The following is an 8,722-nucleotide window of genomic DNA, read 5'->3' on the forward strand; positions in this document are numbered from 1 at the left end:
CAGGTGGTTTTTTGTTTCGTTCACTTACGTTCACTCAACTCACTAAAGTGAACAATAACAATAAAATGACCTGAATTTCAGGTCATTTTACTATTGTGTAATATATTTTTCAATGTATTGGTCATAGGTGATGCTTTCATCTCTATATGAACCATCATCAAATATTTCTATTATCCTATTAGCTAAGGAATTTACAAATTGGTGGTCTTGAGATGTGAATAGCATATTGCCTTTGTAAGCAATTAGACCATTGTTAACAGCCTCTATAGACTCTAAGTCTAAGTGGTTGGTAGGTTGGTCTAAGATAATGAAGTTTAATGGTTCAACCATCATTTTAGAAAACATCATTCTTACCTTTTCTCCACCAGATAAGACTGAAGAATTTTTATAAACTTCATCTCCAGAGAATAACATCTTACCTAAAAATCCTCTTATAAAGGATTCGGATTTTTCTTTAGAATATTGCCTTAACCAGTCTATTAAGTTAAGGTCTACTCCTTCAAAATATTCTGAGTTATCTTTTGGGAAGTATTGGTAAGTAATAGTTTGCCCCCAGGTAAATGATTCATCATTTATATTATTTTCATCAGTAATATAATCAAATAATTTTGATATAGCAATCTCATTGCCTATAAAGGCTATCTTATCACCTTTATTTACTCTTAAATCTAAGTTTTTAATTAGGCACTTGTCTTCATCATATAGGTTGAAGTTATTGAAGTTTAAGATTTCATTTCCAGCTTCTCTTGATAAAGTAAATCCAACAAAAGGATATCTTCTTGATGAAGGTTTTATATCATCCAAGGTAATCTTATCAAGTAATTTTTTTCTTGAGGTTGCTTGCTTAGATTTTGACTTATTGGCAGAGAATCTTTGAATAAATTCTTTTAATTCCTTAACCTTATCTTCTTTCTTTTTATTTTCATCCTTAGCCATTTTTAAAGCTAATTGAGACGATTCATACCAGAAATCATAGTTACCTGTAAACATTTGAATTTTCCCAAAATCTATATCCACCATCATTGTACATACTTCATTTAAGAAATATCTGTCGTGAGATACAACTATAACTATTCCTTCAAAGTTGATCAAAAACTCTTGTAACCAATATATAGCTTTTAGGTCAATACCGTTTGTAGGCTCGTCTAAAAGTAATATATCAGGTTTACCAAATAAAGCTTGGGCTAATAAAACTTTAATCTTGTCAGATTCTGTCAATTCACTCATTAACATGTATAGTTTATTATTGTCTATACCTAAACCTTGTAAGATGGTAGAAGCTTCTGATTCAGCTTCATATCCACCCATTTCAGCAAACTCTATTTCTAACTCAGCTGCCTTTATACCATCTTCATCTGAAAAATCTTCTTTACCATAAATAGCATCTTTTTCCTTCATAATTGAATATAATTTTTCATCCCCAGATAAGACTGTATCTAAAACGGTGTATTCTTCGTAAGCATAATGGTCCTGGCTTAGCTTAGAAAGTCTAGCATTTTTAGTGAATGTAACACTTCCTTTATTAGCTTCTTTTTCACCTGATAAGACTTTTAAGAATGTTGACTTTCCAGCACCATTGGCTCCAATTATTCCGTAACAATTTCCTTCAGTAAAAATTAAATTTACATCTTCAAATAATTTTTTATCAGGAAATGATATTTCTAAATCTGTAACAGTTATCATATTAACTCCTATTTATTAACCGAATAAGGCATCCACGAACTTATCGGCATCAAATTTTTCTAAATTATCTTTCTGTTCACCTATTCCAATAAATTTAACTGGAACCTTATGTTCGATTTGCAATGGAAATACTACCCCACCCTTTGCAGTACCATCTAATTTAGTCAAGATAATACCTGTAATATTAGTTACCTTACTAAATTCTTTAGCTTGGTGGACTGCATTTTGTCCTGTAGTAGCATCTAGTACTAGCAAGGCTTCTTTATTTGCATCTGGATATTCTCTGTCGATTATCCTATTAATTTTTTCTAATTCAGCCATTAGGTTCTTTTTATTGTGAAGTCTTCCTGCTGTATCAATCAATAATACTTTAGTATTTTTTGCTTTTTGAGCATGGATAGCATCATAAACTATAGATGCTGGATCTGATCCTTCGACTCCTTTAATTATTTCAGTATCTGTTCTATCAGCCCACTCAGATAATTGTTCAATAGCCGCAGCCCTAAAAGTATCCGCAGCAGCCATCATAACACTATGTCCTTCTTTTTTAATATTATGAGCTAATTTACCAATAGTTGTTGTTTTACCAACGCCATTTACACCAATTACTAGTACAATAGTTGGTTTATCATTTTCAATAATTAAATCATTATCTTCATTTTGCAAACTTAACTTGTCTTTTAATAGATTTTTTAATTCATCCTTGATATATTTAGGATCTCTAATATGTTTTTCTTCAATTATTTCTCTTAATTGATCAATGGTTGATATTGTAGTTTCTACACCTATATCGGCCGAAATAAGCAATTCTTCCAACTCTTCATAAAGGTCATCATCAATCTTAGCCTTACCATAAATTAGATTATCAAAAGCAGAGTTAAAAGCATCTCTTGACTTGCTTAGTCCTTTTTTTAGCCTATCCATAAAAGAAAGTTTTTCTTTTTTAACTTCTTTTTCTTCATTTACTTCTTTAATTTCTTCTTTGACTTCTTTAATCTCGTCTTTAACTTCTTCTTTGATTTCTTCATTTACTTCAGCTATTTCTTCTTTTACTTCATTAAACTTTTCTTTTGCTTGGTCCATCTTTTCATCAAAGATTTCTTTATCTTCTTTCAAAGATTCTTTGCTTTCATCTATTTCATCTTTTGCTTTGTCTAAAAGTTCCTTACCTTCTTCAACAACTTCATCTTTGATAGCTTTACTTTCTTCTTTGATTTCTTCTTTAATTTCACTGATATCACTCTTATTTATATCTAACTTTTCTTCAACTTTTTTTTCTTTATCTTTTTTTCTAAACCAATTTTTAAACATCTTATCTCCTTATAAGTAATTTAAATAATTATATCACAAGTCAGTATATATGACTTGTGATATTGAATTGAAAGTATCATGAATAATCATCTAAGGCTAAAGTAATCACCTTAGAAATACCCTGTTCTTCCATTGTGACCCCATATAAAATTTCAGCCATTTCCATGGTTGTTTTCCTATGAGTGATAATTATAAATTGTGTCCTATCTGTTAATGACTTTAAATAATCTATATAACGTCTGATATTTGCCTCATCTAAGGCTGCATCTATTTCATCTAATACACAAAATGGAGCAGGATTTATTTCAAAAATCGCAAATAATAAAGCGACAGCTGTCATTGACCTTTCCCCACCAGATAAAAGATCTATTGATTTAAGACTTTTTCCTTCTGGTCTAGCAATTATTTCAACTCCTGCAGTTAAAACATCCTCAGAGTCTAATTTCAAATCAGCTTCTCCACCGTCAAATAAAATTTGGAAAATTTCATTGAACTTTTCTCTAATTAATTTGAATGATTTTTTAAATTCTTCAACCATTTCCTTTTCAATACTTTTGATCAAAGAACTTATATCTTCTTTTGAAACTAGTAAGTCATCATATTGCTTAGTCATAAAGTCTAGATCTTCAGAAACTAATTCAAATTGGCTAATGCTTTCGTAATTGAAATAACCTATTTTTGATAGTTGCATCTTGATATCATTAACTTCTTTTTTACTTGTATTTACCTCAAGAAGATTTGCTAACTTTTCATCCAAGTCATTATCATCTATACCATAAGTTGATAAATAATCATCCCTTAAGTTTTGAATTTTTTCTTTGTTGTTAGTAATCTTAAGTTCAATTTTATATTTTTCTTTCTCAGCTTCTGCTATAGCATTTTTAATTTGATCTAGCTTAATCCTATCTGTCTCAAAATTAGACTTTAACGATTCTATTTCTTTAACTAAAGTAGCTATGAGTTCATTGTTATTAGCCTTAGCGTTTAGGCTTTCAAGTTTGGAAATATTATTTTCTTTTTTATTTTCTAATGATTTTATTTGCTCTTTGGTATAGGCTAGATTTTTTTCATCAGTATTATTTGCTGATATGTCATTATCCATATCTATTTCTAAATTTTCTAATTCTATAGAATTATGGTTAATATCTCTTTCAATAACATCTGAATCAGCCTTTAGTCTAATTAAATCTTTATCAAATGATGTAGCATTTGTGTTTAATTTACTGATTTCTTCAGCTAATATTTCTAACTCAGACTCTTGATTTTTAATCTCATCTTCTAAATCGTTCAAACTACTATAGTCAACAGCCTTTAATTTATCTTTTACTTCTTCTAGAGATAGCAATAGTTCATTTTTTCTTTCATTATTAAATTTTATCTCTATATTTGTTTCATTGATAATAGATTTTACTTCCTGAATCTTAGCTAATAGATCATTTACCTTATCATTATTTGCAGATAATTTATCCTTATCAACTTTAATTTCTTGGTTTAATTCATGGTAAAAATCATTTAATTTTTTAAGTTCTCCACCAGTCTTTTTAAGTTTTGTACTTAACTTATCTATTTCTTTTTTCCTGTTTACTAGTGTATTGTTAGATTTTTTAAAGTTTTTTCCACCTACCATGGAGCCCCAAGAATTAATAACATCCCCTTCTAAGGTGATGATTCTAAAACCTTTTAAATCCTTTGAAACTTTAACAGCATCATTCATATCCTTAACCAGTAGAGTATTAGCTAAATAGTAGTCTATAATCTGATCAATTCTTGAGTCATGATTTACTAAATTATTTAGGTTATCTATAACCAAGTCATGGTTTGCTGTTTTTTTGTATCCCTTTATTTTTGAAATAGGTAAAAATGTAATCCTGCCTATACCTTTTCTTTTTAGGAAATCTATTAAATATTTACCGTCATCTTCATTGTCAATTACAATATTTTGAAGAGCTGATCCTAGAGCAACATCCAAAGCTTCCTTATACTTGTCATCAATATATATTAAATCAGCTAAAACTCCTATAATCTTATCATTTATATCTTCGTTTTTATCAGCTATCTTTAACAGGTCTTGGACTGATCTATAGTAGCCATCATAAGATTTGTATTGCCTATCTAGAATATTTCTTTCAGATTCTATTTTTAAATATTCTTGTCTCTTATCTAAAATTTGTTCTTCTATATTTTTTAATTTTCCAAGTTTATCATTTATACTTGCATCTAAACTTATCTTTAGTTCATCAGTATTTTTAACCTGTTTTTCTAAGTCCTCTCTCTCAGATTCTTTTCTAGATAAGTCCTTATTTTTATCTTTAATAAGTGAATCTAATTTTGAAATTTCTGATTTATAATTTTCTAATAATTTACTATTAGAATCATCAAGTTTTACCTTAGTATTTTTATCTACTAGCAGTTTAGCTAGCTGGTCTTTTTTGTCTCTTAATATACTTGTAGATAAATTGAAATCTTTATTCTTTTCTTCTAATTCTAAATTAGTGGCTCTTATTTTGTCTTCTAGGTCACTAATTTCAGCTTGCTTTTTAGTACGTTTTTCTAAAAATTCATTATTATTTTTATTTAGAAGCTCTTTACGCTCTTTATTATTTTCAATTCTTTCTTTTCTTATTTTTATATCATTTTCAAACCTAGCAAGGTCATTATTGAAAAAATTTATCTTTTCATCAAATAGGGTTAGTTCGGAATTATATCTTTGTATATCCTTATCCCTGCTTATAGCTTCTTCTTTTAATAAGTTTAACTCTTCTTCCTGGTCTTTAATTTTTTCCTGGACAGGATCTAACAATACACTTATTTTGTTATATTCTTCCTGGTTTTCTAAAAGATTTGAATCTATATACTCTAACTTTGATTTATCATTTTCAAGATCAGTATCAGATTTACTTATAGACTGCTTTAATAAACTTAACTCTAAAGTTTCAAGCTTATTAGTCAACCTCATACCTTCTTTGGCATTGGTTGCTTGCTTTTCTAAGATATCAAATTCTTGTTTTTTAATCTTAATTTCAGAATTTAATTTTTTTAGATTTTCTTCATTTCTTTCTAATCTTCTTTCAGCTTGAGATTTTTTATATTTGTTTTTAGCTATACCTGAGGCTTCTTCAAATATTTCTCTTCTTTTTTCAGGCCTACCACTTAAGATTTCATCTATACGACCTTGTCCAATTAGAGAATATCCATCCTTACCTACACCGGTATCTAGGAATAATTCTCTAATATCCTTTAATTTTACTGGAGACTTATTAAGTAAGTATTCTGATTCTCCAGTTCTGAAAACCCTTCTAGTAACATTTACTTCATCATAAGCAATAGGTAAACTCTTGTCGGAATTATCCAAAACTAAGGATACATGGGCCATATTCATAGGTTTTTTCGACTGGCTACCAGCAAAGATTACATCTTGCATGCTTGATCCCCTAAGAGATTTTGCTGATTGTTCACCTAAAACCCATTTTATAGCATCTGCAATATTTGATTTTCCTGAACCGTTAGGACCTACAACTGCTGATATATCTTTGTCAAAAGTTAGTCTAGTCTTATCAGCAAAACTTTTAAATCCATATAATTCTACATGTTTAAGTTTCATATTTCACATCCAATTATTATCTTAGATAATACCTAGCTTTCCAAGGGCATCTTTAGCAGCCATTTGTTCAGCTTCTTTTTTATTTTTTCCCATACCCGAACCAATTTTTTTGTTTTCTTGGTAGACTTCCATATAAAACATTTTATCGTGGGCAGGACCTTCTTCTTTAATTAGCTTATAACTAGAGTTTATATTTTTATATTTGTGTAAATGTTCTTGTAGCATAGACTTATAATCATTTACAAGCTTGGTATAGTTTTTATCACTTTCAAGCCTATCTTTTATCAATCCATATATAAAATTATAAACTTTAGAATAACCAGCATCTAAATAAAAAGCTCCACAAAAAGCTTCAAATAAGTCAGCCTTTAGTGAATTCTTTTCTCTTCCTCCAGTTTTTTCTTCTCCCCTACCTAGTAATAGAAATTTAGGTAAAGATAGTTTATCAGCTAAGCAAGCAAAAGCTTCTTCACAAACCATATTTGATCTTAATTTGGTTAAATAACCTTCATCTTTGTGTGGAAATCTCTTAAATAGTATTTCGCTATATATTATTTCTAAAACAGCATCTCCTAAAAATTCAAGTCTTTCATTACTTTTACCTTTATAGGATGAATGTTCATTTGTATAAGAGGTATGAATAAAGGCTGAGTCCATAAGTTTTTTATCTGAAAACTTATGGTTGATATCAGCCTCTAATACTTCCATTTTTTTATATCTATTTTCTATTATGTTCATCTTATTTTACTTTTGATTCAACTAAGTCTATTACGTCTTTTGTTGATCTTAATTCTTGTAATTCTTCATCTGCAATTTCAATGTTAAACTCATCTTCTAAGGACATAACAAATTCAATTAATCCAATAGAATCAATTTGGTAGTCATTAGTTAAATCTGCATTAATGTCTATTTCATCTGTTAGTAACTCTTCTTTTACCATTTCTATAATTTTATCTTTAATCATTTAATTTCTCCTTAATTTCTTCAATTATATTACTATTTATGAAGTTCTCCACACTGTATACGGCATGTTCAATAGCAACTCTATCAGAATTTCCATGGGCTTTAAATAAAGCTTTATTAACTCCTAATAGACATGCTGAGCCAGCTTTATTATAATCATATTTTTCAGCTAAACTTTTTAATTGTCCCTTTAGCATTAAACCGGCTATTTTAGATTTGCTAGAAGACATAAGAGCATCTTTTATTTCAGAAAATAACATTTTAGCTGTACCTTCTGCAGTTTTTAACATAACATTCCCTGCAAAACCATCTGTTACAATAACATCAGCTTTACCAGATAAAAAGTCTCTAGCTTCTATATTTCCTTGGAAATTAATATTTTTATTATTCTTCAATAACTCATAAGCTTCTTTTGACCTTGTGTCACCCTTAGCTTCTTCTACACCTATATTTAGCAAGTATACCTTAGGATTTTTTATTCCAAAAGTTTTTTCTACAGCTACTGAGCCCATAGTTGCAAATTCATCTAACATGCTAGCCTTTGTATCAATAACAGCTCCTGAATCAACCAAGGCCGTAAATCCTGACTTTTGATTTGGAATATAAGTTAATAAAGGTGCTCTTTGAACTTTGCCTATCCTTTTTGTTATAAATAATCCTCCAGCGACTAAGGCTCCTGTAGAACCTGATGTTAAAAATCCATCACCATTATTGTTTAACTCATTTAAAGCCAAAACAATTGATGAATTTTTCTTTCTCCTAATTGATCCTGCAGGATCATCTTCATTGCTGATATATTCGCTTGTATCAATAAACTCAAACCTTGACTTGTCTGCATTTCTTTCTTCTATAACTTTTTCAGCTATATCTTTCGGACCTACTATAACAAAGTTTGATTCACTTTTTTCCATTGAATCAATAAGCCCATGAACAACTTCTTGAGGGCCATTGTCATTTCCTAAAATATCAATTATTAGCTTCATAATTTCTCCATTCTTACATATATAACATAATACCATAAATCGAACAATATCTAAATATTTTATGGCTAATTATCAAGCTTAGGTATAAAAAAAGTAGGATAAGCTCATGGCCTATCCTACATGTATTTTTTTATTCTTCGTCTTCAACTTCAACTACTTGTCTACCGTTGTAGTAGCCTGA

Annotated in this window: 6 protein-coding genes; all 6 read right to left on the reverse strand. The window is 29.2% G+C overall.

What is annotated here, in order from left to right; all coding sequences use genetic code 11:
* Positions 1-90 precede the first annotated feature (90 nt).
* Positions 91-1,683, reverse strand: coding sequence for an ATP-binding cassette domain-containing protein (locus Q0U66_RS04570; protein WP_297377922.1), 1,593 nt, complete (start codon positions 1,681-1,683; stop codon positions 91-93).
* A 15-nt stretch (positions 1,684-1,698) separates the two neighbouring features.
* A complete protein-coding gene (gene ftsY / locus Q0U66_RS04575) occupies positions 1,699-2,994 on the reverse strand; it encodes a signal recognition particle-docking protein FtsY (protein WP_297377924.1) in 1,296 nt (431 codons plus the stop codon).
* Between the two features lie 76 nt (positions 2,995-3,070).
* The gene (gene smc, locus Q0U66_RS04580) at positions 3,071-6,595 is read right to left on the reverse strand and encodes a chromosome segregation protein SMC (protein ID WP_297377927.1); all 3,525 of its coding nucleotides are present in this window, start codon (positions 6,593-6,595) and stop codon (positions 3,071-3,073) included.
* A gap of 21 nt (positions 6,596-6,616) precedes the next feature.
* Positions 6,617-7,333, reverse strand: a complete 717-nt coding sequence (gene rnc, locus Q0U66_RS04585) for a ribonuclease III (protein ID WP_297377930.1) — start codon at positions 7,331-7,333, stop codon at positions 6,617-6,619.
* 1 nt (position 7,334) lies between these two features.
* Positions 7,335-7,559, reverse strand: coding sequence for an acyl carrier protein (locus Q0U66_RS04590; RefSeq protein WP_103980977.1), 225 nt, complete (start codon positions 7,557-7,559; stop codon positions 7,335-7,337).
* Positions 7,552-8,541, reverse strand: coding sequence for a phosphate acyltransferase PlsX (gene plsX, locus Q0U66_RS04595; protein ID WP_297377934.1), 990 nt, complete (start codon positions 8,539-8,541; stop codon positions 7,552-7,554). The genes Q0U66_RS04590 and plsX overlap by 8 nt, the downstream gene beginning before the upstream one ends.
* Between the last annotated feature and the right edge of the window lie 181 nt (positions 8,542-8,722).

This window comes from uncultured Helcococcus sp. (assembly GCF_946998255.1).
Taxonomy (GTDB): domain Bacteria; phylum Bacillota; class Clostridia; order Tissierellales; family Peptoniphilaceae; genus Helcococcus.

Excerpts from the sequence above, each read along its gene's own strand:
- Q0U66_RS04590 (WP_103980977.1), bottom strand. The coding sequence starts at position 7,559 with ATGATTAAAGATAAAATTATAGAAATGGTAAAAGAAGAGTTACTAACA.
- Q0U66_RS04570 (WP_297377922.1), bottom strand. The coding sequence starts at position 1,683 with ATGATAACTGTTACAGATTTAGAAATATCATTTCCTGATAAAAAATTA.
- plsX (WP_297377934.1), bottom strand. The coding sequence starts at position 8,541 with ATGAAGCTAATAATTGATATTTTAGGAAATGACAATGGCCCTCAAGAA.
- smc (WP_297377927.1), bottom strand. The coding sequence starts at position 6,595 with ATGAAACTTAAACATGTAGAATTATATGGATTTAAAAGTTTTGCTGAT.
- ftsY (WP_297377924.1), bottom strand. The coding sequence starts at position 2,994 with ATGTTTAAAAATTGGTTTAGAAAAAAAGATAAAGAAAAAAAAGTTGAA.
- rnc (WP_297377930.1), bottom strand. The coding sequence starts at position 7,333 with ATGAACATAATAGAAAATAGATATAAAAAAATGGAAGTATTAGAGGCT.